The sequence below is a fragment of the Streptomyces sp. NPDC017943 genome, assembly GCF_044328425.1.
GTDB classification, from domain to species: domain Bacteria; phylum Actinomycetota; class Actinomycetes; order Streptomycetales; family Streptomycetaceae; genus Streptomyces; species Streptomyces djakartensis_A.
Genome location: NZ_JBIRHH010000010.1, coordinates 163,694 through 186,696 on the forward strand (window position 1 = coordinate 163,694; position 23,003 = coordinate 186,696).

Here is a 23,003-nt window from a genome sequence, read left to right on the forward strand (position 1 = left end):
TAGTACGTTCATTCTATATACGAGCGTTTTTGAAACGATAGATTGGTGGTGGGGTCGGTGCCGAGGCGACGGGAAAGGGTCCGCGCGGGGCGCGGGCGGCGGGGCCTGTGGTGGGTGCTGGTGGGGGCCGTGCTGGTGGCAGGCGGTCTGGGCGGGATCGCGGTATGGCAGAACACCTACGCCCTCCGCGAGGAACACGTGACCTTGCGGCACGACGGCCACCGCCTGGAGGGGGTGCTGGCTCGACCGCCCGCAGGCGACGGGCCGTTCGGACTGGTGGTGTTCGTGCACGGGGACGGCCCCGTGGACGCGACGCACGACACCTTCTACCGGCCCTTGTGGGAGTCGTTCGCACGGGCGGGGTACGCCTCACTGTCGTTCAGCAAACCCGGCGTGGCGGGGTCGGAGGGCGACTGGCTCGAACAGAGCATGGACGACCGCGCCGAAGAGACCCTCGCGGCGGTCGCCTGGGCCCGCAAGCGTCCCGACGTCGACGGCCGCCGCATCGGACTGTGGGGAGCGAGCCAGGCCGGGTGGGTGCTGCCGAAGGTCGCCGCGCGGGACCGGGGCATACGGTTCGTCATCGCCGTCTCCCCTGCCGTCAACTGGCTCCGGCAGGGCCGCTACAACCTGCTCGCCGAACTCCGGCGGGACGGTGCCGACCGGCACCAGGTCGAGAAGGCGATGCGCCGCCGCGAGACGACTCTGCGCCTGCTGCGCCGGGGCGCGTCCTACGAGGAGTACCGCGCGGAGGTCGGTGACTCCGCCGACATCTCACCCGGCCGGTGGCGCTTCATCACGGCGAACCACACCTCCGACGCGGTCGCCGACCTGCGCGCCATGAGGGGAACCCCCGTCCTGCTCGCCCTGGCCGGCCACGACGTGAACGTGGACGTCGCGGAGACCGAGGCCGTCTACCGCGAGATCCTTCCCGCCTCCACCCTGCGCGTCGCGCACTACCCCGACGCCACGCACGCGCTGGTCGACCACGACACCGAGAGCTCGTCGCTGCGGCTGACCGCGACCGCCGTGTTCGCTCCACGGAAGCTGTACGCGGCAGGGTTCCTCGACCGTCAGACCCGCTTCCTGCGGCGGCTCGGCGCGGGAGAGGGAGCGGCGTGAACGCCATTTTCGGCACCGGCCGCCGCGCCGGGCAGCCGGGGCCGGGCCCCTCGCGTCTGACCACGGTCGACACGCTGCGCGGCTTCGCCCTGTTCGGCATTCTGATGGTGAACATCACCTACCTGGCCTCCGCCTACCACGGCACCGGTGTGGAGGACCCGGGCTCCGGCGGCCCGCTGAACACCACGGTCCGCTGGCTGGTGACCGTGCTGTTCGAGGCCAAGTTCTTCCTGCTGTTCTCCTTCCTCTTCGGCTACAGCTTCACCCTCCAGCTGACCTCCGCCGACCACGCGGGCGCGCGCTTCGTCCCGCGCTTCCTCAGACGCCTGGCCGCGTTGTTCGTGCTCGGCGCGGCGCACGCCGTGCTGCTGTTCCCCGGCGACATCCTCACCACGTACGCCGTGCTCGGCCTCCTCCTCCTGGCGGCCCGCCGGCTGCGCCCTCGCACCGCCGCGTGGACCGCCGTGGTCCTGCTCGGCGGCACGGCGGCCGCGTACGGGGTCCTCGCGGCGCTCGTACGGTCGGCGGGCGGAGCGGGCGTCGACGAGGAAGCCGGCGGCCGGGGCGGCCCGGGCCACCGACGCGCTGCGCGGTGACGCCGTCTCGGTCCTCACGGCGCATCTGGAACAACTGCCGGACGTGGTCCTGCTGTTGGTGTTCTTCCAGGCACCGGCCGCCCTGGCCGCGTTCCTCCTCGGACTCGCCGCGGGCCGGGCCCGGGTCCTGCACGACCTCGCCCGCCACGACCGCACCCTGCGACGACTGCAGTGGGTGGGTTTCACCGTGGGCGCGGCGGGTGGCCTGGTCTACGCCCACGCGGGTCTGACCCGGCCGGGCGGGGAGTACCAGGTCCTGGCTCTCGGCGTGGACGTGATCACAGCCCCCCTGCTCGCCGCCGCCTACGCCGCGACCCTTCTGCGCGTGAGCAGCGGTCGGCGCGGACCGGCCCTGGCCGCGGTGCTGGCCCCGGCCGGGCGCATGGCGCTGACCAACTACCTGGCCCAGTCACTGGTGTGCGCACTGCTGTTCACAGGCTACGGCGCCGCACTCGTCGGCAGGGTGCCGCCGGCCGGGGTCGCCGTCGTCGCCGTGACCCTGTTCGGGCTCCAGGCTGCCTGGTGCCGGTGGTGGCTGAGGCGGCATCCCTACGGGCCGGCCGAATGGCTGCTCCGGGCCGCGACCCACCTCGCGCTCCCGCCGTGGACGCGCACGGCCGGCGCCGCCCCACCCGGCCGCCGGGTGCTGCCGGGGCGGAGCACGAACGGCTGAGGCCGGCGGTCCGGACCGTGTCGGCCACCCGTGTCCGGGCATACGGTGGGGACAAGCGTCTCGCGCGGTCCGCCCGGCAGGGTGGGCCCGGATCCGCAGTCGAGGAGACCGTGCCCCCCACTCAGCGTCCCGACCGGCCGCCCCATCTCTCCGCCGAGCACCACGAGATCGACGGAGTGCGTGTCGTGACCCTGCGGGGCGAGATCGACCGCGACGTCCAGGACGTGCTTCGCGAGGCCCTGCTGGGCGGTACCGGTGAGGCGTCGGAGCGGATCGTCGCCGATCTCGCCGGCGTCACGTTCATGGACTCCAGCGGCATCAACGTCCTCCTCGCCGCCCACTTGCAGACCAAGGCCGCACAGGGGTGGGTACGCATCGCCGGCGCCCGGCGACCCGTGCTGCGCGTGCTGCAGATGACCGGCGTGGACACCCTGATCACGTGCCACCCGACCATCGAGCAGGCCCTGACCACCTGACCACCGCAGGGTGGACCACCGCGGGGTGGGGGTCCGCATCGGCGATGCGGACCCCACACCCGCCTGCACGGCTGGTCCTAGCGCGTCCGCCGGCTGCCGCCCGGGTCCCCGACACGTGTGGCCCGCAGGTCGAAGGCGAACGCTTCACCGCAGGTGAGTCGCACCTGCCGGCCCAGCACGTGCACGGTCGCCTCGGCGGCGAGCGGGGTGCGCCAGCCGTTGGTCACCACCTTGCCCCAGGGTTCCGGGTGCACCTCCCGCACCCGCACGCGCGGCCCGGACGCCTTGTACGAACCCTCCACGCGGGCGAACTGCGTTTCGGCTGCGGCCTCTTCGAGCCGGCTGTACGCCACCCGGCCGGAGATGACGCCCCGGTCGAACAGGCCGGACTCGACGGGCCCGCCTCCCCCGTACCGCTGTCCGTCGGCTTCGACGGACAGGCTGACGTGCGTGCCGAAGGTGGAGTTCTCGTACAGGTCGAGCGACACCTCCATACCGTCCCGCTCCGCCTGACACGCGACGGCGTGCCCCTTCTCCAAGGTCACCCTGAGCCACGTGTCCCGGCCGTCGGCCGCTGCCGCTGCCGCCGGCGCCGCCGTCAGCAGTGTCGCAGCGAGCGCACCGGTGATCGCTGCTCGCTTCCCTACCTGCATGCCGTACTCCCGTCCGTCGTGTCCCGGTGAACTCCGTGCCAGTTGGACTCACATAGGGCGGATGAGGATGTAGGGAACCGCCGGGCACGTTCCGAGGCCCGTCGGCGGGGCCGCCCGGGGACGCGATCTCGCCTCCGTCCCGCCGATGATGTTGACTCGTGCTCCTGGCCCGGACCACGACAGGAGCTACGCCAGTGACGTACGACATCGCCGCCCTGCGCTCGTGCTTTCCCGCTCTGGCCGCCGGGACCGTCCACTTCGACGGGCCCGGGGGCACGCAGACGCCGCAGCCCGTCATCGACGCCGTCGCCGACGCGCTGGCGCGGCCCCTGTCCAACCGCGGGCAGTACTCGCCGGGCGAGCGCAACGCCGAGGCCATCGTCACCGGAGCACGCCAGGCCGTGGCGGACCTGCTGGGCACGGATCCGGCGGGGATCGTCTTCGGGCGCAGCGCCACCCAGCTCACCTACGACCTCGCCCGCACCCTCGCCGCCTCGTGGAGGCCCGGCGACGAGGTCGTCGTCACGCGGCTCGACCACGACGCCAACATCCGCCCCTGGGTGCAGGCCGCACAGCGGGCCGGCGCCACCGTGCGCTGGGCCGGATTCGACCCCGCCACCGGGGAGTTGACGGCCGACGACATCCGGGCCGTCCTGTCCGAGCGCACCCGGCTCGTCGCCGTCACGGCCGCCTCCAACCTGATCGGCACCCGCCCCCCGGTCGCGGAGATCTGCCGCCTGGCCCACGAGGCCGGGGCCCTCGCCCATGTCGACGGCGTCCACTACACCGCGCACACGCTGGTCGACCTGCCGGCGCTGGGCGCCGACTTCTTCGTGTGCTCCCCGTACAAGTTCCTCGGCCCCCACCACGGCGTCCTGGCCGCCCGGCCCGCCCTGCTGGAGACCCTGCGTCCCGACAAGCTGCTGCCCTCCAGTGACACGGTCCCCGAGCGGTTCGAACTGGGCACCCTGCCGTACGAGTTGCTCGCCGGTACGCGTGCCGCCGTCGACTTCCTGGCCGGCCTGGACCCGGACGCCACGGGCACCCGGCGTGAGCGCCTGACCGCCTCCTTCGCGGCGCTGGAAGGACACGAGGGCACCCTCCGCACCCAGCTCGAGAGGCAGCTCGCCGCGCTCCCCGGCGCCACCCTGCATTCCCGGGCCGCCGACCGCACGCCCACCCTCCTGCTGACCTTCGAGCAGCACGACACCGCCGACGCGTACCGCTTCCTCGCCGCCCGCGACATCCACGCCCCCTCCAGCCACTTCTACGCCATCGAGACGTCCCGGCATCTCGGTCTGGGCGACACCGGCGGTCTGCGCATCGGGCTCGCCCCCTACAACAGCGCGCAGGACGTCGACCGGTTGCTGGCGGCGCTGCACGAGTTCCTGGCGGGGTGAGCCCGAGACGTCGTCCGCTGCCCGGCGCCCGCGTGCCACTCCCCGGTCGCGGTCACCGGGCCAACGCCCTCTCGATGTCGGCGGCGTCCGCGGCCTCCGCCGCCCAGGCGACGTATCCGTCGGGCCGCACCAGGACGGTCGTGCGGCGGTCGCTCGCCCAGTGCCCCACGGTCAGCCAGCCCTCACGCACGCCGGGACCCTCGTACGTCCCGGGCGTGATGAGCACGAACCGGCCGCCGCGCAGCGCCTCGTAGAGCCGACCGTCCTCGAGGGCGACGTCGGGGGCCCGGGTGCCGGTGAGGCGGTGGGCGCCGCGCGGGGCGGGGTAGGCGTAGCCGATGCCCGTGATCTGCCCCAGCGCCTTGCGTTGGACGGGCGGGGCGTGGTCGACGAACGCGGAGACCAGGGCGCGCACGGCGCGCAGCAGCGGGTTGCGTGCCCGGGCCAGCCGGACCAGTCCGCCACTGCTGCGCAGCACCGCCCGGCCGACCGGGTGGCGCTCGGCCTCGTAGCTGTCGAGGAGCCCGGCGGGCGCCCGGCCCTGGAGGGTCGCGGCGAGCTTCCAGCTCAGGTTGGCGGCGTCCTGGAGCCCGGTGTTCATGCCCTGCCCGCCGGCCGGGGAGTGGATGTGCGCGGCGTCCCCGGCGAGGAAGACCCGCCCCACCCGGTAGTGCGGCGCCTGGCGCTCGTCGCTGTGGAAGCGGGAGAGCCAGCGGGCGTCGTGCATGCCGTAGTCGGTGCCCAGGGCACGGCGGGTGATGGCCTTGACCTCGTCGAGGTCGAGCGGCGCGTCGTCGGAGACCTCGTTGCGACGGTTCCAGCCCATGACCCGGTACCAGCCGTCGCCGAACGAGGCGACCATCGCGAAGGCGTCGCCGCCGCCGTTCACGGTGAGGACGCTCTCGGGCTTCTCGGCCAGCCGCACGTCGGCCAGGATCAGCGACTTGATGACGGACACACCGGGGAAGTCCAGGCCGATCGCCTGCCGCACGGAGCTGCGGTGACCGTCGGCGCCGACGACGTAGGCCGCTCGGCGGGTGACGACCGTCCCGTCGGGGCCGCGCACGTCGAGGTCGACGCCCTCCTCGTCCTGCCGCAGCCCGACGACCTCGCTCTCGTACGCGAACTCGACCCCGGCTTCCGCGGCCCGCCGCTCCAGGAGCCGCTCGACCTCGTACTGCGGGGTGATGAGCAGGAACGGGAAGCGGGACGGCAGCGTGCTCAGGTCCAGCGAGAGCCGGCGGAAGAGCCGGAGGCCGGTGAGGGTGTCGCCGCGGGCGACCAGGTCGTCGGCGAGCCCGCGGGCGTCGAGCTGCTCCAGGGTGCGGGCGTGCACCCCGAAGGCGCGGGAGAGGTTGCTGATCCTGCGCGGCCGCTTCTCGACGAGGGTGACGGCGATGCCGGCGGTGGCCAGGTCACCGGCCAGGAGCAGGCCGGTGGGGCCGGAGCCGACGACGATCACGGCGGGGTGAGTGGCGGTGCCCTTGTGGTTGCCGGTTCCGGTTCCGGGTCCTGTGCCGGTTCCGTCCATGGTGGCCCTCCTGATGCCGACGCCTGCGCGTCCTCGACAGCTTGCCAACGGTTGTTGGCCAACGCTCGTTGACGACGGTAGCGAGAGGCCGCGGCTCATGTCAACGCTTGTTGGCCTACAGACGTGGGCACACGGTTGTTGACCCACAGACGTTGGCCTACGCTTGTTGGCATGAACGGCAGCGACATCACCCCGGCCCACGGCTACGACACTCCCCGCCGCTCCGACGCGACCCGCGGTGCGATCCTCACGGCCGCCCGCGAGCGCTTCGCGACCGACGGGTACGAGCGCGCCACCATCCGCGCCATCGCCAGGGACGCCGCCATCGATCCGTCGATGGTGATGCGGTACTACGGCAACAAGGAAGGGCTGTTCGCCGCGGCCGTCGCCATCGACCTGCGACTGCCGGACGTGAGCGGGTCGGACCGCCGGCAGGAGGCCGGGCGCGTCCTCGTGGAGCACTTCCTCGACATGTGGGAGGACAACGAGGTCCTCACCGCCCTGCTGCGGGTCGGCGTGACCAACCAGGCAGGGGCCGAGCGCATGCAGGCGATCCTGCGGGACCAACTGCTGCCCGTCACCCGGCAGGTGTGCCCCGACCCCGAGCAGGTACCGGCACGGGCGGCGCTGATGGCGTCGCAGCTACTGGGGCTGGCGCTGACGCGATACGTGCTGCGGATGCCGCCCGCGGTGGGGCTGGCGCGGGCGGAGGTCGTGGCGTGGCTGGCACCGACGATCCAGCGGTACCTGAGCGCCCCCAGTCCGTGACCTCGGCCCTGATCCCGGCCGTGACCCCGGCCGTGACCCCGGCCCTGATCCCGGCCGTGACCCCGGCCGTGACCCCGGCCCTGATCCCGGCCGTGACCCCGGCCGTGATCCCCGCTCGTCTCCCCCGGCCGGGGTGAGCAGCGCGGCGCACACGGTCACCACGACACCTCGCGCACCTTCGCCCCGCTCTGCGGCACGACCGTCGCGGTGATCTCCGAGCGGTGGCGGTTCGCCGAGAACGTCACCGTCAGCGTCTGCGCCCCGGTCCTGCTCGTGCTCACCGTGAAGCCCCGGTTCGGCACCGCCGAGATCAGGCAGACCGCGTCCGCACCGAACCGCACGGTGGCCTTGCCCCCCTCGGACGGCACCGTGTAGACGCCGGCGCCGCCGTCCTCGCACCCCGCGCCGCCCCCGCCGGCCGGCGCCTCGGAGGCAGTGGTGCGGGCCGTGGGTGCCGCGGTCGGCCTGGGCGTCCGGGTGGGGGCGGTCGCCGTCTCGCTGCGCCGGGAGGGCGGGCTGGGTATGCGGCTGCTCGCGGAGGGGCTCGGAGAGGGCTTCGCGGTGGTGGGGCCGGGCCGCGGGGACCTCACCGGCTCACTCGGCGCCGACTGGGCGACCGGCGCGGTCGGCCGCGTCGACCCCACGACGAAGTGGATCGTGAGGATGACAGCCGTGACACTGGCCGCCGTGCAGGCCAGCCATATGATCAGGTAGCGCAGGAGGCGGGACACGACACCATAGTGACGGACCGGCTAACGTGCCTGCTCATGGCCTCCGTACTTGTCGTCGAGGACGACCCCGTCATCCGGGCCGCGTTGATCGAGGTCCTGACCGGGCACGGCTATGCGGTCCGGACCACCCACCAGGGTTTCGAGGCGCTGCGCGAGATCACCCAGAGCCCGCCGGACATCGTCGTGCTGGACCTGGGTCTGCCCGACCTCGACGGTCTCGACGTGCTGCGCATGATCCGGGGCATCTCCCGCGTTCCGGTCCTGGTCGCCACCGCCCGCGACGACGAGGCCGAGATCATCCGGCTGCTCAACGCGGGCGCCGACGACTACCTGGTCAAGCCGTTCTCCGGCGGTCAGCTCGCCGCCCGGCTCGCTGCCGTGCTGCGGCGGTCCGTGCCCGCGGACGTCCAGGCGGCCCGGCGGTCCGTCCTCCAGGTCGCCGACCTGCGCATCGACCCGACGGCGCGCACCGCGCACCTGGCCGGCCGGGAACTGCCCCTCACCCGGCGCGAGTTCGACCTGCTCGCCTATCTCGCCGCCCACGCCGACCAGGTCGTCTCCCGGCAGCGCATACTCGCCGAGGTGTGGCAGCAGCCGTACGTCGAGGACCAGACGGTCGACGTCCACCTCTCCGCGCTGCGCCGCAAGATGGGCGAGAAGGCGCGCAAGCCCCGCTATCTGCGCACGGTTCGCGGGCTGGGCATCAAGCTGGTCAGTTCGCCATGAGACGTGCCCTCGCCGGGATCGCCCTCGCCGTCACCTCGATGGTGGCCCTGTCCTTCCTGATCCCCCTCGCCCTCCTCGTGCGCGAACAGGCCCGGGACCGGGCCACCACGGCCGCCGAGCAGCGGGCTTCCGCGCTGTCGCCGGTGCTGGCCCTCACCACCCGGCGCGCGGACGTGCAGCAGGCCGTCGCCGAGCTCGGCTCGTCGGACCAGCTCGTCGTACGGCTGCCCGACGGCGGCTTCGTCGGCACCCCGCACGCGCCCCGGGCGGCGCTCGACCGGGCCGTGCGGGGGCGCGAGACGCTGGCCGTGGACACCACCGGAGGGTGGGTCTACCTCCAGCCGGTCGTCCTGCAGGGCGACCGGGTCGCGGTCGTGGAAGCCTTCGTGCCCGCCGCGGACCTCACGCGGGGTGTGGCGGCGTCGTGGGGCGTGATGGCGCTTCTGGCGCTGGGTCTGGTCGGCGGCTCGGTACTCGTCGCGGACCGGCTCGGCGCCCGCGTCGTCCGTTCCTCACGCGGTCTCGAGCGCGCGTCACTGGCTCTGGGCTCCGGTGACCTGGACGTGCGGGTCGAGCCCGACGGCCCGCCCGAGCTGCAGGAGGCCGGTGCCGCGTTCAACACGATGGCCGACCGGTTCCTCGATCTGCTCGCGGTGGAGCGCGAACTGGTCGCCGACCTGTCGCACCGGCTGCGCACCCCGTTGACCGCCCTCTATCTGGAGGCCGACCGGATGGGCTCGACGCCCAGCGCGCGGCGGGTCGCGGAGGCGGCGGGCCAGCTGGAGAGCGAACTGGACGCCATCATCGCCGCGGCCCGTACTCCGCTGGCGTCGGCGCAGCCGGCCCGTGCGGCGACGGGCGGGGCGAAACCGTGCGACGTCGCCGAGGTGGTCGCCATGCGCCTGGACTTCTGGTCGGTCCTCGCCGCCCAGCAGGAGCGTCCCTACGAGCGCTCCCTCACGCCGCGCCCGGCGCCCGTCGCCTACCCGGAGGACGATCTCGCGGCCGTCGTCGACGCCCTGATCGGCAACGTCTTCCGGCACACCCCGCAGGGCACCGCCTTCGCGGTCCGCGTGGAGCGGGTCGACCGGCATGTGATCCTCACGGTCGACGACGCGGGGCCGGGCGTCGCGGACCCGGACGCGGCGCTCACGCGGGGGGTGAGCGTCGGCGGGTCGACAGGGCTGGGCCTGGACATCGTGGCCCGGGCGGCCGGCGCGGCGGACGGTGAGCTGACGATCACCCGCGCGCCGCTGGGCGGCGCGCGGGTGCGGGTGTCGTTCGTCCTGGCCGGCGCGAGCGGCGCCGGGGGCGGTCAGCGGTGAGGCGGGGTCAGCGTCCGGCGCCGAAGTTCTGCGTCCACCAGGGGCCGCCGTCGCCGAAGTGGACGCCCACGCCCAGCTCCTTGAAGGAGCAGTTGAGTATGTTCGCGCGGTGACCGGGGCTGTTCATCCAGGACTTCATCACCGACGCGGCGTCCGCCTGGCCGCGGGCTATGTTCTCGCCCAGGGTCGACCACTGGTATCCCGCGGCCTCGACCCGGGTCGTCATCGTCGAGCCGTCGGGCCCGGTGTGGGACATGACGCCGCTGCTCGCCATGACGTCGCTGTAGTCGTCGGCGGCGCGGGTGAGCCGGTCGTTCGCCGTGACGGGTGAGCAACCCGCCGTGGCCCGTTCCTTGTTGACCAGCGCCAGCACCTGGGCCTCGGGCCCGCCGGAAACGGGAGCGGAGTCGGATCCGGAGCCCGATCCCGTGCCGCCGGAGTTCGTACGGCCGGTGCCACCCGCCGACCCCCCGCGGCTGCTCTTGGCGGCCGTGCCGGCGAGCGCCTCGGGCGCGGCCTCGGTCGCCCTGCGCCGGTGCGGGGTGGGGCTCGCCGGCTTCTTGCGCTTTTCCTTCGGCTTGGCGCTCGGTGAGCTGCTCGCCTCGGCGCTCGGGCTCGCGGAGGCGGACGCGAGCGGCGTCGCGCCGACGGTCGTGTCCGCGGCGCCCGGCCTCTTCGCGGTGCTGTCGGCGACCACCCGGTCCGATCCGCCGCCGCCCTGGCCGCCCGCGACGGCCACCGTGATCCCCACGCCGGCGATCGCGGCGACGGCCCCGATGGCCAGCGCGGGACCGCGGGCCTTCAGCCCACTGCGGGGACGGGCGTGGAAGCGGGACGGGCGGGCGGCTCGACGGGAACCCATGCAGGACACCTCGGTCTGTCGGTCGGCTGACTCGGCCCCCGAGCCCGGTGGCCGCGATCGCGGCCACCGGACCTGTGGGGGGTGTTCGAGAGCCTAGGACCCGGCCGGGGCGGGAACCGCGGTTCGAAGGTCATCTTCAAGAAGCCTTAAGAGAGCCGCCAAAGTCCCCTGAGGAAGCGGCCGGTGCCGTCCCGCCCGGCAGGGGCTGGACGGCACGGCAAGGGCTGGACGGCACGGCAGGGGCCGGACGGTACGGCAGCCGTCGCCTCGACGCCTCAGGATCCGCCGTGGAGCAGGTCCGCGTCGATGTCCGCCGGGCGCGCGCAGCCCGCGAGCGCCATGGCCGTCGACAACTGCGTACGGTACGAGTCGAGCAGTGCGGTCACCCCCGCCGCCCCGCCGAGCGCCAGGGCCCACACCACCGGGCGGCCCAGGAGCACGGCGCGTGCGCCCAGGGCCAGGGCCATGAGGACGTCGGTGCCCGTGCGCACCCCGCCGTCGACCAGGACCGGTACCTCGGCGCCCACGGCCGCCGCGACGGCGGGCAGGGCGTCGGCGGTGCTCGCCGCACGGTCCAGTTGCCGGCCGCCGTGGTTGGAGACGATCACCCCGGCCGCTCCCGCGGCGACGCAGGCCTTCGCGTCGTCGGCCCGCAGCACGCCCTTGACCAGCACGGGCAGACCCGACATCCGGTGCAGCCGCCCGATGGCGTCCAGTCCGAGCGACGGGTCCTGCTCCCAGCCGGGCAGCCGGGTCCCCACCCCCACCGCGCGGCACAGGGGGTCGTCCTCGGGCAGCGGCAGCGGCAGCCCCGACGTCGCCCGGGGCGGGACGTACGGGGCGTCCACCGTCAGTACCAGCGCACGGGCCCCGGCCGCCACGGCCCGGTCCACCTGGCTGCGGGTGACCTCGGCGTCCCGCAGCCAGTACACCTGGAACCACCAGGGGCCCGCCGCCGCGGCGACCTCCTCCGGGTGGCGGGTGGCGCGGGAGGAGAGCACGAGCAGGGAACCGGCTGCGGCGACGCCGGCCGCCGTGGCCGTCTCACCCTCGTCGTGCGCCATGCGGTGGAAGGCGGTGGGCCCCGCGAGCACGGGGGCCGTCAGCCGGGTGCCCAGCAGCTCGACGCTCGTGTCGACGGACGAGACGTCGCGCAGGACCCGGGGCAGGAACCGCCGGCCGCGCCAGGCGGCTGCCGCCTCGTGGGCGCTGATCTCCTCGTCGGATCCCGCGGCGTAGAAGTCGTACGCCGCGGCCGGCAGCACCGCCTTCGCCCGCGCGGCCAGGTCCGGCGCCGCCCCGATGCCGAGGTCCTGCGCCTCGGTTCCCGCCGCGGGCCGCCCCATCTCAGACCCAGTCCTGCACGTCGCGGGCCGGGTCGTCGCCGGACACCGTGACCTCGAACCTGAGCGCCGCGGCGGCCTGCCGGGCCCGGGCCACGGCCTCGTCGGCGTCCGCTCCGCGCGCCCGGACGAAGGCCGCGCGCGACTCGGAGCTGTCGAGGTCCCCCAGTGCGTCGCCGGCGCCCAGCAGGGCTTCGGCGGCCACCACGCCCGGCCGGGCGGCGACCTCGTCCAGGCCGTCGATGCGGGTGAGCGTGCCGCGGGCGCGGGGCACCGCGAACCAGATCGCCTCCGGGCCGGTGCCCGCCGACGGGTCCGCCAGGGTCTTGCGGATGCCGGGGAGCACGGACTGCCCCAGCGTCTGCCGCACGACGCAGTCCACCAGGTCGACACCGGTGACGTCCTGCACCAGATACGGGATCTCGTCGCCGGCGAGCCGGACATGCGTCTCGATGACCCGCGGCCCCGACTGCGTCAGCACCACCTCGGTGTGGGTGACGCCGTTCGCGATGTCCAGGGCGTCCAGCAGCCGCCGCACATAGGTGTGCACCGCGTCGGTCTGCTCGGCGGGCAGCCCGGCGGGCACGACGTGGCCGAGTTCGACGAAGCCGACGGGGTCGGAGAACTTGCGCGTCACGGCGAGGATCTCGTGCTCGCCGTCCTCGGAGAAGGCCTCCACGCTGAACTGGGGGCCCTGGTGGAAGCGTTCGACGAGCACGCCCGCGTCCGGGATGAGGTCGAAGTCGCGGGCGGCGCGCGCGAAGGCCTCCTCCGCCTCCTCGGCGGACCGTACGACGGAGACGCCGAAACTGCCGGCCCCCTGGACCGGCTTGACCACGCAGGGAGTGCCGTGCTCGGCCAGGAACGCCCGCAACTCGGCCACGTCGGCGACCCGTCCGCCCGGGGTGTCGTCCACGCCCAGTTCCGCCAGGCGTCGCCGCATGGCGTCCTTGTCGTGCACCCAGGCGATGGTCCGGGGCGAGTGGCAGGGCAGGCCCAGCGCGGCGGCGACCGCGGCGGCGCGGTCCTGGTCCCGCTCGCCGAAGGTGCCCACGCGGGTGAAGGGGTGCCGGGCGTGCACGGCCGCCGCCAGGGCGATCCACTCCTCGTCGGGGGCGTCGCTGCGCAGCGCCAGCACCCGGTTGTGCTGTCCGGGCTTGCGGATCTTGGGGACGAAGTCCATCCGGCACAGGATCGTCGTGGCGGTCCCGGGGCCGCCCACCTCCCGGATGAGACCGGGGATCTCGCGGCCACCGCCGACGATGAGCACGTGTTCGGTCATGGGGTCACCTCGGTGGGAGAGCTGGTTGCGGGGGTGGAGGCCTTGGCGGACGCGGACGAGGCCGGGGCGCTGCGGGGCGCACCGGTGATCCGCAGGACCGCGGCCGCCAGGGCGTACACGACGGCGAGCACGGCCCAGCCGGCGGTGCCCAGGGGCAGGAGCACCCCCGTCATCAGCGCGGGGCCGACGATCTGCTGGCCCGTCATGCCCAGGCTGAACGCGCCGAGGTAGCGGGCGCGGGCCGGGGCCGGTGACAGTTCGTAGGACAGGTTCCACACGGCGACGGAGTGCAGGTTCTCGCCCACCGTCAGCAGCACCACGGCGATGACGGCACAGGCCGCCGCGGGCCACACCGGCACGTGTTCGGCGCCCGCGAACGCCGCGCACGAGACCAGCAGCGGAAGCAGGGCCAGCGGAACCAGGCGCAGCGCCCCGGCCGTGGTCTCCGCGAAGCGGGACACGTACACCTGGAGCAGCACGGTGAGCACCGTGTTGACGGCGAGCAGCACCGAGACCGCCGAGGAGGGCGCGTCGGTGGCCGTGGTCAGCCACAGCGGCAGCAGGACGAACAGCACCGAGTCGTGCAGTGAGAGCACGCCGTTGGAGAGGGTGAAGAGCAGGAACCTCACGTCCCGGAAGGGGGTGCGGATCGCTGCGGGGGCCGGTTCGTCGCCGTCCGGCGCGAGCGGCTGCGGCACCGCGGGCTCGGTGGGCACGCTCTGGGGCGCGGGGACGGCCGCCCGGCGGCGCAGCTGCTCCACGACGGCGGCGATCACCCAGAAGGTCAGGGCGTTGCCCAGGAACAGGGCGACGAAGGCCGCCCGCTCCTCGATCGCGAGGACGGCACCCGCGAGCAGGAAGCCGCCCGTCAGGCCGATGTTGCGCACGGAGCGGATGGACGCCATCGTGCGGGTCTGGTTCTCGCTTCCCTCGATGATGCCCACGACGACCTGCTGCAACGGTGAGCAGCCGCGGTCCAGCGCGGTGAGCACACAGGTCAGCACCGCGTACGGCCAGAAGCTCTCCACGAGGGCGAACCCGGCGTATCCGAGTCCGCGCAGGGCCAGCAGCGCCACGTACACCCGCGTCGGGCCGATCCGGTCGGCGAGCCGGCCCAGCGGCATCGGGCTGAGCAGCCCGGCCACGGCGGCCACCGACAGCACCAGACCGACCCGGCCGGCGGGCAGGCCGACGACCGTGACGAAGTACAGGGTGGACGCGGCCAGGAACATGCCCGAGCCCACCGAGTCGACGGCGGCGCCCGCCGCCAGCCGGCGCCCGGCCGGTGTCCTCGGCAGGATCGACAGCAGCAGACGTGCGGCCTTTCCGGTCGCGCGCTTGTCAGGTTCCCCCGTCATGGGGTCCTCTCCCCCTTCATGTGCCGTTCCGCGCTGCGGTGCCGGCGATCCAGTCCACGAGTTCCGCGGTACGCCGCAGGTGGAGGGCGGTGGCCGCCTCGGGTGGCGGCTGGCGCAGGTGGTTCCAGGCGTAGCGGCGGGCGGCGTTGACGCAGAGCTCCGCCGCGTCGGCCGGCAGGGCGTGGGCGGACGACAGCAGTGCGGCGGCCAGCGCCAGCCGGCCAACGCGGTCCACCAGGACCCAGCCGCCCGCGGCGGTGTGCGCCGGGTCGGCGTCCACCCACTCCCCCCGTGTGGTGCCGAGCCCGGCCAGGGCCGCGTCGGCCGTCTCCCAGGCTGCGGCCGCCCGGCCGGCCGGGCGGCCGCCCAGGGCGGCACGCAGTCCGGCGCACACCGCGTCGTACACCTCGGCGCGGGCCAGTGCGGTGACGAGGGCTGCCGCCCGGCCGTGCGCCGCGACGGCAGCCGCCGCCCCGTCGGCCTCCCCGGCGGTGCCCGTCATGGTCGAGGCGCGCACGGTGTCGGCCCGGACGGCCCACAGCGCGCATCCCCGCAGCACGGCCGCGGCGGCGTCCTCGCCGGGTCCGGCGGCGGGAGCCGAGGCCGCCTCCCGCTCGGCCCAGGCCCGGGCCGCCACCCACTCGACCAGGCGGTCGCACAGTTCCTCGTCGAGGGCGGCCCGCCCCGCGGGTGCCGGCGCACCGGCCGCGCGGGCCACCGCATCGGCATCCGGTGCGGCCAGCACCGCCCGGAGGGCGGTCGCGGCGCTCTCCAGACGGGCGACCGCCGTGCGGACCGCTTCGTCGTCGGTGTGCTGGTGGGCCGGTGTGGTGCAGGCGCGCACGCCCGCCGTGCCGGTCGTCGGTCCGCTGCGGCTCACACCCGCTCCAGCCAGCGCGCGTACCGCTCGTGCCGGCCGGCGACCACGTCCCGGAACAGTTCGCGGAGCTGCTTGGTGACCGGCCCGACGCCCCGGGCGCCCATCGGCCGCTCGTCCACCGAGGCCACCGGCACGACCTCGGCGGCGGTGCCGGTCAGGAACGCCTCGTCCGCGATGTAGACCTCGCTGCGCGGGATGCTGCGCTCCGTCACGTCGAGTCCCAGGTCGCGGGCCATGGTGATGACGCTGTCGCGGGTGATGCCGGGCAGGATGCCGTCGCTGACGGGAGGGGTGATGAGGGCGCCGTCCCGCACCAGGAACAGGTTGGCGGCGGAGGCCTCCGCGATGTGGCCGGTGGCGGTGAGCATCAGCGCGTCGTCGTAACCGGCGCGCTTCGCCCCGACCTTGGCGAGGGCGCTGTTGACGTAGGCGCCGGTGGCCTTGGCCAGCGGCGGAACGGTCTGGTGCGAGTTGCGCTGCCAGTTGCTGACGATGAGGCGGCAGCCCTCCGCCTCCGCCTTGTCCCCCAGGTAGGAGCCCCACGGCCACACCGCGATCGACATGCGCACGGCGTCCAGTTGGGGTGCGACGCCCATCTCGCCGTAGCCGAGGTAGGCCAGGGGCCGGATGTAGCAGGAGTCGTGGCCGCTGTTCCGGACCAGGTCGAGTACCGCGGCGACCAACTCCTCGTCGGTCCAGCGCAGTTCCATCATGTAGACCCGGGCGGAGTCGCGCAGCCGGGCCATGTGCTCACGCAGCCGGAACACGGCGGGTCCGGAATCGGTGGCGTAGGCGCGGATGCCTTCGTAGACGCCCCATCCGTAGTGCAGGCTCGGAGTCAGCACATGGACCTTCGCGTCGTCCCAGGGGACCAGCTCGCCGTCCATCCAGATGAGCGGGGTCGGGGTCAGTGGCATGTGCTCAGTCTCCTTGTGAGGTCGTGCTGTCGTACCCGAGGCCCCGGAGCCGGTCGCCTTCGCTGGTGCCCTGCATCCGCAGGACCTCCTCCAGCTCGGTGGCGCCGGTGCCGGTGAAGCGGAACCAGCCGTGGCGTGCCGCCAGGTCGCAGCCGCGCAGCTTCTTGGCGTCGTAGGCGGCGAGGCCGTACCAGATCTCGCGCACGCCGTGGGCCAGCGCCCAGCGGTACGTCTCGTGGTAGGTCAGGGCGAAGTAGACGCCTTTGGCGTCCTCGTGGAAGCCGGCCGTGCGGCCGTACATGGCGTGCCCGGAGCGCAGGTAGAGCACGAACCCGAGCGTCTCGCCGTCGCGTTCGGCACTGATCACCATGCAGCTGTCGCCGACGGTGTCGCGCAGGGCGTCGAAGTCCCGCTGGACGCGGGCGTGTCCGCCGGGCAGCCCGTACTTGGCCCGCAGCTTGACCTGCAGGTCCACGATCGGTTCGGACAGCGCCCCGGGGCCCTCGCGGACCACGGTGGTGAAGCCGGCCGCGGAGTAGTCACGCAGTTCCTTGAGGAGGCGGGTGCGCTTGCGGCTCGTCAGTCCGGCCAGGTACGTGTCCCAGTCCGGGGCGTCGAGCCGCATGACGGACTCGGCGCCGAGCACCGCCGGGACGTGCCCGCGTGCCTCGGCTGCCGGGCCGAGGACGGCGGCCTGCTCGTCGGTGGCGTACAGCAGGGAGCTGCTGCGGCAGCCGAGTCGTTCCGCGGTCTCGTCCAGCAGGCGCGGCAGCTCGGCCAGCACGCGCTCCCGGCCGGCCGCGTCACGCCCCTCGGCGTGGACGATGCCGTGGTGGGAGCCGAACACGGAGAGGGCGACCGAGGGGTACTGGTCCCGGCGGGCGTCGGCCAGGCGCGCGGTCAGGTCCTCCCAGCGTGAGCGCTGGTCGTCGTCCAGCAGTTCGGGGGCGCCGAAGGCGCTGGTGTCGCCGGTCATCTTCGGCGTGTCGTAGAAGAGCAGCCCTCCGGCGTCCCGGGTGAGGAGCAGGGGCGCCAGGGCGACGAGGGCGCCGTCCTCGCGCACGGCGAGGTAGCGCACCTCGTGCAGGTCGGTGCGCTCGGTGAAGCGCCACCAGCGGTCGTCCTCCCAGATCACGGCCGGATCGGCGAGGGCCGGGAAGGTCGCCGCCGTCGGGCGGGCGCCGGGGTCGAGGATCTCGGCGGTCAGGTCGCTCACCGGGCCGCCTCCTCGTGGTCCGCCGGCCGGCCGGAGGGCTCCCAGCCGAAGCCGGCCTCCGCCTGCGCGCCGGTCTTGTCGAGCAGCGCGAGCAGTTCTTCGGCGTCGTCCGCCGTCACCAGCCAGGTGGCGACGAAGTCGCCGGACTTGCGGCCCGCGTACCGGGCGCCGCCCCAGTCCTCGCCGACCCGGGCGTGGACGGTGAAGTCACGCGCCCCGTCAGGGGCCCCGGCGGGCACCCGGACGATGCGCCCGTCGCGGGGCGGCAGGCCGAAGTTGGCCACCAGGGGTGCCGCCTCGGCGTGCGCCCGTACGGCGTCCAGATCCACGGGCAGTCCGCACTCGATCCTGGCCCACAGGTGCCGCGGGTCCATTCCCAGCACGGCGTGCAGCATGGCGGGGATGGGGGTGCCGCCGACCCGGCCGGCGATCTCGCACAGCACGGTCTCGCCGGTGTCCGTCACGAAGAACTCGGCGTGCACGAACAGCGCCGGCGCCGCGGGCAGTGCCTCCACCAGCCGCCATGTCTCCGCCACCAGCCGCGCGTGCAGCGGATCGGAGTCCGGCAGTGTCCAGCTGCCGTTGCCGGAGTCCGTCCAGTGCGACAGACAGCCGCCGTCGGTGTACACGGACGGCACGCACACCACGGGCCGCCCGTCGACGTGCAGGGCGTCCACGTGGCACATCCGGCCGCTGACGAAGCCCTCGACCTCGTGGCCGCCGCCGGTCACCCGGTCGGCCACCTGCGGGATCTGGGACGGGTCGTCCAGGACCGCGACGCCGGTCGAACCGGAGCCGCCTCGGGGTTTGACCACGACCGGGCCGGGGTGGTCCGCCATGAAGGCCGCCACGTCCGCGGCGGTGGCCACCGCCGCGAAGGGCGGCACCGTCACCCCGCCGGCCGCCGCCAGCTCCTTCATCAGCACCTTGTCGCGGTACGCGCGGGCACTGGCGGGTCGTTGACCGGGAAGGCCGAGTTCGTCGCGCAGCAGCGCCGCGCGCTCGACGTCGACCTCGGCCAGGGCCAGCACGCGGGTCACGGGGTGGCGGGCCGCAAGCCGCCGGGCCGCCGCCAGGACCGAGGCGTCGTCGGTGTAGTCGGCGACCCGTTCGACCTCGGCGAAGCCCGGTCCGGCCGTCACCTGCTGTGCGGTGACGGCCAGCAGCCGCCCCGACTCCTCGGGCAGCCACGCGGCGAAGGGCAGGCCCGCGTTGCGCGGGCTGAGCAGGACGAGGATCACGCCGGCACCCCCGGCCATCCCACGCCCTGCTCGGCCGCGAGGGCGGCGAAGGCCTGCGCGGTGTGCGGGTCGAGCGGGATGCCCTGCTCGCCGCGTTCGCCGGCGATGCGGCGCTGGGGGTCACCGGGCACCTGCACGGGTTGTCCGGCGTCGGCCCCGGGCCGGGCACCGCGCGTGGTGTCCAGCATGTTCCTGAGCCCCGAGGCGAACGGCGCGCTGCCGGCGAAGGCGGCCGGGTCCAGGCACACCACGAGGTGCCCGATGCCGCGGCTGCGGCCGGGCGTGGAGGAGCCGATGTGCTCCAGTTCCCAGTCCGGCGGGGAGCCCGTCAGCACGGCACCCAGCAGGGTGGCCACCATCGCCAGGCCCTGCCCCTTGTAGCCGCCCAGCGGTGAGAGTGCGTACGCCTGCTCCGGGTCGGTGGCGGGCCTGCCCTCGGTGTCGGTGGCCCAGCCGGCGTCCAGCGCGCGGCCGTGCTTGCGGCGTTCCTTGATCTCGCCGAAGCAGACCTGGCTCGTGGCCATGTCGAGGGCGAACTCGTCGTCCTCGACGGCCGCGGCGAAGCTCAGCGGATTGGTGCCGTACAGCGGCTCGGTACCGGAGAACGGAGCGACCCGGGACGCGGCGGAGGTGGTCACGATGCCGACCAGGCCCTCGCGCGCGAGGTGGCGGCTGTAGACGGAGGCCGCCCCGAAGTGGTTGGAGTTGCGGACCCCCACGGCGGCGACGCCGTGCGTGCGGGCCCGCTCGGCGGCGATCCGGGCGGCGGTCAGGCCGGCCACCACCCCCAGCGCGCCCCCGGCGTCGAGCATGACGGCCGCTCCGGTGTCCCGGACGGTCCGGATCTCCGGGCGGGCGGTGGCGATGCCGGCGGCCAGCTCGTCCAGGTACTGCGGCAGCAGGCGCAGACCGTGGGTGTCGATGCCCCGCAGCGAGGTCTCCGTGAGGGCCTGCGCCACGCTCCGGGCGTCGTCGGCGGTGAGACCCGCCCGGGTCAGGGCCGTCTCGGCGAGGGTTTCGGCGGTGGCGGCCGGGAGCAGGGGGCCGTGCCCGGCCGCGGCGACGGCGGGGTCGGCTGCGCCGGAGGTGTCGGCTGCGCCGGGCGGGGACGTCGTGTCCTGCACGTCGTGCACATCGGTCATGCGGATCGGTTCGCCTTCCAGACCAGGAGGGACGACGGGTCACCGTCGCCCGCGGGGGTGTCGTCGCCGGGGACGTCGCCGTGACCGTCCGGGCCCGGGGTGCCGTCGAGGGTGCCGCCGAGGGGACGGAACCCGGCCGTGCGGCAGGCCCGCCGGACACCGGTGTGGGCGGTGCGCAGCCAGACCGTGCCCGCGCCCTCGGCGACCGCGCGGGTGATCGCGACGCGGATCAGCGCGGTCAGTTCCTCCGGGTCGGCCGCGTCGGCGGCAGGGCCGTCGGGCCCGTCGAGTCGGCGGAAGGCGTCCGAGGGTGCCTGTCCGGGCAGGGGCCGGCGCCGGATCCGCACGGAGGCCAGGGCCGTGCCGTCCCGGTGGACGGACAGCTCCTCGCCGTCCCAGCCGGCTTCTCCGGCCGTGGTCGGGCGCACGGTGAACGCCGGCGCCTTGAAGTCGGGTTCGAAGCCCGTGCCGGGTGCCTCGGGCAGCGTGATGCGGCCCGTGTCGTCGAGGACGACGCCGGTGCCCGTGTCGACCGCGAGGAGCGCGATGCTGTCGGCGTCCAAGTGGTCGACGAAGGGCCCGAGATGGGCCGTGGCCGACACGCCGGCGCTGGACTCCGGCATGCAGCCGAGCATCGTGCCGAGCCCGGCCTCCCGCGCGGCGCGCAGCATCCGCAGGGCGGGCGTGATGCCGCCGGCCTTCATGAGTTTCAGGTTCACGCCGTGGAACGCTTCGGCGCAGGCTTCGAGGTCCTGCGGTCCCGTGATGGACTCGTCCGCGTACACGGGAATCGGGGAGACGTCCTTCAGCGCTCCGGCCTCCGCCCACATGTCCCGGGGGAAGGGCTGCTCCAGCAACGTCACGCCGAGGTCCGCCATGGCGCCCAGGGCGGCGCGTGTCGCGGCGGGTTCCCATCCGCAGTTGCCGTCGACGAAGAAGGGCGCGTCGGTGTGCTCGCGCAGCGCCTGAAGGATGTGCAGGTCGCCGGGAGCGGCCAGCTTGACCTTGTAGGCGGGCCAGCCCGGCCGCTCCAGCAGCTTGCGCACCATCACCGCGGGCTCGTCCAGGCCGATGCTGTAGCTGGAGTGCAGGGCGGCCGGTCTTCGCGCGCCCAGCCGCTGCCACAGCGGTACGCCCGCCAGCCGGGCCGCCAGGTCGTGCGCGGCCACGTCCAGTGCGGCCAGCGCGAACGGTGACCCGGCCAGCTGCGGCGCCAGGGCCGCGAACGCGCCCTCCGGGTCGTCGGCCGGCAGTTCCCGCAGGGTCGGCGCGACGCGGCGCAGCGCCGCGTGCAAGGCGTCGAGGGAGGAGTCGTAACGGTCGGTCATGAAGGCCGAGGCCTCGCCGAACCCCGAGCGCCCGCCTGCCGTCAGCTCGACGAGCAGGCCGGGCTGCACCGGGATCGCCTCGCGCGCGCTGCGCCACACGTCGTGGTCGGTGAGGCGGATCTCGTGGACCTGGAGCCTCATCCGTGCTCGCCCTCGTACGTCGGCAGGGTGGTGCCGAAGGACACGGGCTTCAGCTCGTCGTACCACTGCGCGTGCTCGTCGTACGCGGCGAAGAACGGCCGCCCCACCCAGTCGGGTCGGCGTGCCTGCAGGAAGCTGAGGACGAACGCCTTCTCCCCGGCCACCTCCGTCGTGCCGTGGATCATCACCTTGCCCGGCGCCGCGGACATCACCGGTCCGCGAGCGGTCCGGGCCAGGCCGGACACCCGCTGCACGGCCTCGCGGTAGATGTCGAGGGCGCGGACGAGGGGGATGCCGAAGTAGCTGCTCGCCCCGGTGTCCCGCTCCACGAACATGTAGTAGGGGACGACGCCCAGTTCGACCTGCAGTTGCCACATCCGCGCCCAGGCGTCGGGGTCGTCGTTGACGTGCGCGACGAGCGGGGCCTGGGCGCGCACCTCGGCGCCGGTGGCGCGGATGCGGGCGATCGCGTCGCGCACCTGGTCGGTCTCCAGCTCCCTCGGGTGCGAGAAGTGCGCCATGACGGCGACGTGCCGGCCGCGGGCGACGCTTTCCTCGAACAGCCGCAGCAGGTCGTCCGCGTCCGGGCCCTCGGTGAAGCGGGCCGGCCAGTACGACAGGGCTTTGGTGCCGAACCGCAGGGTGCGCACCGTGGGGACGGACGCCAGCAGCGGCTCGACCCAGCGGCGTACCACCTCGGTCCGCATGATCATGGGGTCGCCGCCGGTGAACAGGACGTCGGTGACCTCCGGGTGGCGGGCCAGGTAGCCCGTCAGGTCCGCCGGGTCGCGCAGGGCCTGGCGCAGTTCTTCCTGACTGACGAACTGGGCCCAGCGGAAGCAGTAGCCGCAGTACGAGTGGCACGTCTGCCCCTGTGAGGGGAAGACCAGCACCGTTTCGGCGTACTTGTGCTGGAGGCCGTCGAGCCGGCGCCCGTCGAGGGTCGGCACGTTCGACTCGAGCTGGCCGCCCGGGTGCGGGTTCAGTTCCAGCTGCGCGGCGACGGCGGCCGCGCGCAGTTCCGCGCGCGGGGCCCCCGCGTCCGACAGCGCCGCCATACGGTCGAAGACCTCCGGGGGCAGCATGTCCCGGTGCGGGAAGGTGAGCCGGAAGATCGGGTCGTCGGGCGCCGCCGACCAGTCGATCAGCTCGTCGGCCACGTACTCGTTGACCTTGAAGGGCAGGACGCTGGAGACCACGCGCAGGTCCCGGACGTAGTCGTCCGGCATGCCGCGGTCGCGCGCGAGTCGGGCGAGGCGTTCGTTCGCATAGTGCTTCACGGGTTCGTCTCG

At 74.2% G+C, this 23,003-nt stretch carries 23 protein-coding genes; 9 read left to right on the forward strand and 14 right to left on the reverse strand.

The genetic code is table 11. From position 1 onward, the window contains the following. Nucleotides 1-57: 57 nt before the first annotated feature. The 4 genes from ACH4C6_RS29280 (at nt 58) to ACH4C6_RS29295 (ending at nt 2,867) form a co-directional block, all read left to right on the forward strand. Nucleotides 58-1,122, forward strand: coding sequence for an alpha/beta hydrolase family protein (locus ACH4C6_RS29280; protein ID WP_398111628.1), 1,065 nt, complete (start codon nt 58-60; stop codon nt 1,120-1,122). Next, nucleotides 1,119-1,718, forward strand: a complete 600-nt coding sequence (locus ACH4C6_RS29285; RefSeq protein ID WP_398111629.1) for a DUF418 domain-containing protein — start codon at nt 1,119-1,121, stop codon at nt 1,716-1,718. Before ACH4C6_RS29280 ends, ACH4C6_RS29285 begins: the two co-directional genes overlap by 4 nt. A gap of 43 nt (nt 1,719-1,761) precedes the next feature. Then, complete coding sequence (locus ACH4C6_RS29290) at nt 1,762-2,391, forward strand: DUF418 domain-containing protein (protein ID WP_398111630.1); 630 nt, start codon at nt 1,762-1,764, stop codon at nt 2,389-2,391. A gap of 110 nt (nt 2,392-2,501) precedes the next feature. Further along, nucleotides 2,502-2,867 carry an STAS domain-containing protein gene (locus tag ACH4C6_RS29295; protein WP_398111631.1) on the forward strand — a complete coding sequence of 122 codons (366 nt, stop codon included), beginning with the start codon at nt 2,502-2,504 and terminating at the stop codon, nt 2,865-2,867. Nucleotides 2,868-2,944: 77 nt separating this feature from the next. On the opposite strand, the gene ACH4C6_RS29300 is transcribed toward ACH4C6_RS29295, so the two are convergent. After that, nucleotides 2,945-3,520, reverse strand: a complete 576-nt coding sequence (locus ACH4C6_RS29300) for a hypothetical protein (protein WP_398111632.1) — start codon at nt 3,518-3,520, stop codon at nt 2,945-2,947. Between the two features lie 194 nt (nt 3,521-3,714). On the opposite strand from ACH4C6_RS29300, the gene ACH4C6_RS29305 reads away from it, so the two are divergent. Then, nucleotides 3,715-4,920: a cysteine desulfurase-like protein gene (locus ACH4C6_RS29305; RefSeq protein ID WP_398111633.1), complete on the forward strand. Its 1,206-nt coding sequence runs from the start codon at nt 3,715-3,717 to the stop codon at nt 4,918-4,920. A 52-nt stretch (nt 4,921-4,972) separates the two neighbouring features. Here ACH4C6_RS29305 and ACH4C6_RS29310 read toward each other — a convergent pair whose 3' ends face one another. Further along, entirely contained in the window at nt 4,973-6,451 is a 1,479-nt protein-coding gene (locus tag ACH4C6_RS29310; protein WP_398111634.1) for an FAD-dependent monooxygenase, read from the reverse strand. A gap of 171 nt (nt 6,452-6,622) precedes the next feature. Here ACH4C6_RS29310 and ACH4C6_RS29315 point away from each other — a divergent pair, with 171 nt between their 5' ends. Continuing rightward, a complete protein-coding gene (locus ACH4C6_RS29315; protein WP_398111635.1) occupies nt 6,623-7,219 on the forward strand; it encodes a TetR family transcriptional regulator in 597 nt (198 codons plus the stop codon). A 155-nt stretch (nt 7,220-7,374) separates the two neighbouring features. Here ACH4C6_RS29315 and ACH4C6_RS29320 read toward each other — a convergent pair whose 3' ends face one another. Beyond that, the gene (locus ACH4C6_RS29320) at nt 7,375-7,587 is read right to left on the reverse strand and encodes a hypothetical protein (protein ID WP_398111636.1); all 213 of its coding nucleotides are present in this window, start codon (nt 7,585-7,587) and stop codon (nt 7,375-7,377) included. 79 nt (nt 7,588-7,666) lie between these two features. Between ACH4C6_RS29320 and ACH4C6_RS29325 the strand changes: the two genes are divergently transcribed. Genes ACH4C6_RS29325 through ACH4C6_RS29335 form a run of 3 tightly spaced genes read left to right on the forward strand, consistent with a single transcriptional unit; the run spans nt 7,667 to nt 10,001 of the window. Continuing rightward, on the forward strand, nt 7,667-7,933 hold the full coding sequence (locus ACH4C6_RS29325) for a hypothetical protein (RefSeq protein ID WP_398111638.1): 267 nt from the start codon (nt 7,667-7,669) through the stop codon (nt 7,931-7,933). A 53-nt stretch (nt 7,934-7,986) separates the two neighbouring features. Continuing rightward, entirely contained in the window at nt 7,987-8,676 is a 690-nt protein-coding gene (locus ACH4C6_RS29330) for a response regulator transcription factor (protein WP_398111639.1), read from the forward strand. After that, nucleotides 8,673-10,001: a sensor histidine kinase gene (locus ACH4C6_RS29335; RefSeq protein WP_398111640.1), complete on the forward strand. Its 1,329-nt coding sequence runs from the start codon at nt 8,673-8,675 to the stop codon at nt 9,999-10,001. Before ACH4C6_RS29330 ends, ACH4C6_RS29335 begins: the two co-directional genes overlap by 4 nt. Nucleotides 10,002-10,008: 7 nt before the next feature. Here the strand turns inward: ACH4C6_RS29335 and ACH4C6_RS29340 are convergent, their stop codons facing one another. The 11 genes from ACH4C6_RS29340 to ACH4C6_RS29390 all read right to left on the reverse strand — a co-directional run bounded on the left by ACH4C6_RS29340 (nt 10,009) and on the right by ACH4C6_RS29390 (nt 22,991). Continuing rightward, nucleotides 10,009-10,863, reverse strand: a complete 855-nt coding sequence (locus ACH4C6_RS29340; RefSeq protein WP_398111641.1) for a CAP domain-containing protein — start codon at nt 10,861-10,863, stop codon at nt 10,009-10,011. Between the two features lie 275 nt (nt 10,864-11,138). Further along, complete coding sequence (locus tag ACH4C6_RS29345; RefSeq protein WP_398111642.1) at nt 11,139-12,209, reverse strand: alpha-hydroxy acid oxidase; 1,071 nt, start codon at nt 12,207-12,209, stop codon at nt 11,139-11,141. 1 nt (nt 12,210) lies between these two features. Next, complete coding sequence (locus ACH4C6_RS29350; RefSeq protein ID WP_398111643.1) at nt 12,211-13,488, reverse strand: ATP-grasp domain-containing protein; 1,278 nt, start codon at nt 13,486-13,488, stop codon at nt 12,211-12,213. Then, on the reverse strand, nt 13,485-14,846 hold the full coding sequence (locus tag ACH4C6_RS29355) for an MFS transporter (protein WP_398111644.1): 1,362 nt from the start codon (nt 14,844-14,846) through the stop codon (nt 13,485-13,487). The genes ACH4C6_RS29350 and ACH4C6_RS29355 overlap by 4 nt, the downstream gene beginning before the upstream one ends. Before the next feature lie 16 nt (nt 14,847-14,862). Continuing rightward, nucleotides 14,863-15,726 carry a hypothetical protein gene (locus tag ACH4C6_RS29360; RefSeq protein ID WP_398111645.1) on the reverse strand — a complete coding sequence of 288 codons (864 nt, stop codon included), beginning with the start codon at nt 15,724-15,726 and terminating at the stop codon, nt 14,863-14,865. Further along, nucleotides 15,723-16,643 carry a branched-chain amino acid transaminase gene (locus ACH4C6_RS29365; protein WP_398111647.1) on the reverse strand — a complete coding sequence of 307 codons (921 nt, stop codon included), beginning with the start codon at nt 16,641-16,643 and terminating at the stop codon, nt 15,723-15,725. Before ACH4C6_RS29365 ends, ACH4C6_RS29360 begins: the two co-directional genes overlap by 4 nt. 4 nt (nt 16,644-16,647) lie before the next feature. Next, a complete protein-coding gene (locus ACH4C6_RS29370) occupies nt 16,648-17,859 on the reverse strand; it encodes a GNAT family N-acetyltransferase (RefSeq protein WP_398111648.1) in 1,212 nt (403 codons plus the stop codon). Beyond that, nucleotides 17,856-19,118 (reverse strand): acetyl-CoA carboxylase biotin carboxylase subunit family protein, encoded by a 1,263-nt coding sequence (locus ACH4C6_RS29375; RefSeq protein WP_398111649.1) that lies wholly within the window; start codon nt 19,116-19,118, stop codon nt 17,856-17,858. The genes ACH4C6_RS29370 and ACH4C6_RS29375 overlap by 4 nt, the downstream gene beginning before the upstream one ends. After that, nucleotides 19,097-20,242 carry an Ldh family oxidoreductase gene (locus tag ACH4C6_RS29380; protein WP_398111650.1) on the reverse strand — a complete coding sequence of 382 codons (1,146 nt, stop codon included), beginning with the start codon at nt 20,240-20,242 and terminating at the stop codon, nt 19,097-19,099. The genes ACH4C6_RS29375 and ACH4C6_RS29380 overlap by 22 nt, the downstream gene beginning before the upstream one ends. After that, nucleotides 20,239-21,711, reverse strand: coding sequence for a dipeptide epimerase (locus ACH4C6_RS29385; RefSeq protein ID WP_398111651.1), 1,473 nt, complete (start codon nt 21,709-21,711; stop codon nt 20,239-20,241). The genes ACH4C6_RS29380 and ACH4C6_RS29385 overlap by 4 nt, the downstream gene beginning before the upstream one ends. Next, a complete protein-coding gene (locus tag ACH4C6_RS29390) occupies nt 21,708-22,991 on the reverse strand; it encodes a KamA family radical SAM protein (protein ID WP_398111652.1) in 1,284 nt (427 codons plus the stop codon). Before ACH4C6_RS29390 ends, ACH4C6_RS29385 begins: the two co-directional genes overlap by 4 nt. Nucleotides 22,992-23,003 lie beyond the last annotated feature (12 nt).

Coding starts and splice junctions, on each gene's coding strand:
- ACH4C6_RS29300 (WP_398111632.1), bottom strand. CDS start 3,520: ATGCAGGTAGGGAAGCGAGCAGCGATCACCGGTGCGCTCGCTGCGACA.
- ACH4C6_RS29310 (WP_398111634.1), bottom strand. CDS start 6,451: ATGGACGGAACCGGCACAGGACCCGGAACCGGAACCGGCAACCACAAG.
- ACH4C6_RS29315 (WP_398111635.1), top strand. CDS start 6,623: ATGAACGGCAGCGACATCACCCCGGCCCACGGCTACGACACTCCCCGC.
- ACH4C6_RS29330 (WP_398111639.1), top strand. CDS start 7,987: ATGGCCTCCGTACTTGTCGTCGAGGACGACCCCGTCATCCGGGCCGCG.
- ACH4C6_RS29335 (WP_398111640.1), top strand. CDS start 8,673: ATGAGACGTGCCCTCGCCGGGATCGCCCTCGCCGTCACCTCGATGGTG.
- ACH4C6_RS29340 (WP_398111641.1), bottom strand. CDS start 10,863: ATGGGTTCCCGTCGAGCCGCCCGCCCGTCCCGCTTCCACGCCCGTCCC.
- ACH4C6_RS29345 (WP_398111642.1), bottom strand. CDS start 12,209: ATGGGGCGGCCCGCGGCGGGAACCGAGGCGCAGGACCTCGGCATCGGG.
- ACH4C6_RS29350 (WP_398111643.1), bottom strand. CDS start 13,488: ATGACCGAACACGTGCTCATCGTCGGCGGTGGCCGCGAGATCCCCGGT.
- ACH4C6_RS29355 (WP_398111644.1), bottom strand. CDS start 14,846: ATGACGGGGGAACCTGACAAGCGCGCGACCGGAAAGGCCGCACGTCTG.
- ACH4C6_RS29365 (WP_398111647.1), bottom strand. CDS start 16,643: ATGCCACTGACCCCGACCCCGCTCATCTGGATGGACGGCGAGCTGGTC.
- ACH4C6_RS29375 (WP_398111649.1), bottom strand. CDS start 19,118: ATGGCCGGGGGTGCCGGCGTGATCCTCGTCCTGCTCAGCCCGCGCAAC.
- ACH4C6_RS29380 (WP_398111650.1), bottom strand. CDS start 20,242: ATGACCGATGTGCACGACGTGCAGGACACGACGTCCCCGCCCGGCGCA.
- ACH4C6_RS29385 (WP_398111651.1), bottom strand. CDS start 21,711: ATGAGGCTCCAGGTCCACGAGATCCGCCTCACCGACCACGACGTGTGG.